This window comes from Gilliamella sp. Choc5-1 (assembly GCF_001690595.1).
Lineage (GTDB): Bacteria > Pseudomonadota > Gammaproteobacteria > Enterobacterales > Orbaceae > Gilliamella > Gilliamella apicola_M.
The window spans coordinates 1-1,031 of record NZ_LZHH01000037.1; the positions used below are offsets into that span (position 1 = coordinate 1).

Here is a 1,031-nt window from a genome sequence, read left to right on the forward strand (position 1 = left end):
AATATTGACATAGCTTTGTTATGCTATAACGATGTCGATTTGCTTTTAGGATAGCGATTTTCGCCCTATTATCAGTGCTGCTTGCTTTAGAATATCGTTTTCCATACGGAGTTGTTTAAGCTCTTTACGCAATGCGATTAACTCTTGTTCTTGTGGACTGCGATTATCTTTTGTTTTAAATGAGCCGCTTTGGCTTGCTTGCGTTATCCAACGGTCCAATGCTGATGGTGTCAAATCATATTCGGCAACGATTTCACTACGTGATTTACCATGTCGATAAAGACTGACCATTTGCTGTTTAAAATCATCTGTGAATGTTCGTCTTTTGCGTTTAATCTTATTCATATTTGTTCCTTTTTTAGTTGTGATAAGTTTACCTTACCCCTTAAAAAAGTTGTATGATTTAGTGTAGCCGATCCAAGAGATTCTATAATGAATATAGAAACAAGAGTTAAAAGAATACTGGTTCCAATGGTAAGGTTCAAAATTGTTAAGGAAAAAAAAATAATACTCGTTTGGGAAAGATTTTCGGGATATATGATAACTCACCGGAAAACGACTCTATTACTATATGTGAAAATGGTATTAGTTGGACAACCAATCATAACAATATTTATGTTTTATTTAATGATATAAAAAAAACCTCTATTGAGGGAGATAAATCATCGGAAAATATATTAATTTATCTCAAGAATAATCAAATAATAAAACTTCCAGTTAGAGGTAAAAATGGTCGCTTTTCTGATATATTTGAGTTTTTGAGATTTTTAGATCGAGTCTTATCAGAACTGAAATAATCAACATCCTAGTATGTTACTGGAGGATATTATCCTCTTTTAAACTTGCAAAGCAAGTTCAATAATTAATTTGCTTTGCTAAATTTTAATCATTATTGTGTCGATTAACAATAAAACTAAATTCATCTAACTATCTACTATTACGTTGTTAATATTATGATAAAGTTGAACGATTTAGCTACACCTATGATGCCTTTAATCGGCGTACTAGCAAAACCGTGGATGGTAAAACCA

2 protein-coding genes are annotated in these 1,031 nt (G+C 31.7%); one reads left to right on the forward strand and one right to left on the reverse strand.

The features are described from left to right. Nucleotides 1-45: 45 nt before the first annotated feature. Nucleotides 46-345: an IS3 family transposase gene (locus A9G35_RS03375; protein WP_065589149.1), complete on the reverse strand. Its 300-nt coding sequence runs from the start codon at nucleotides 343-345 to the stop codon at nucleotides 46-48. Between the two features lie 170 nt (nucleotides 346-515). On the opposite strand from A9G35_RS03375, the gene A9G35_RS03380 reads away from it, so the two are divergent. Further along, nucleotides 516-797, forward strand: coding sequence for a hypothetical protein (locus A9G35_RS03380; protein ID WP_065635679.1), 282 nt, complete (start codon nucleotides 516-518; stop codon nucleotides 795-797). The last annotated feature ends 234 nt before the right edge of the window (nucleotides 798-1,031 follow it).

What these genes read in the sequence shown, in the direction of transcription:
- A9G35_RS03375 (WP_065589149.1), bottom strand. Translation starts at nt 345, where the DNA reads ATGAATAAGATTAAACGCAAAAGACGAACATTCACAGATGATTTTAAA.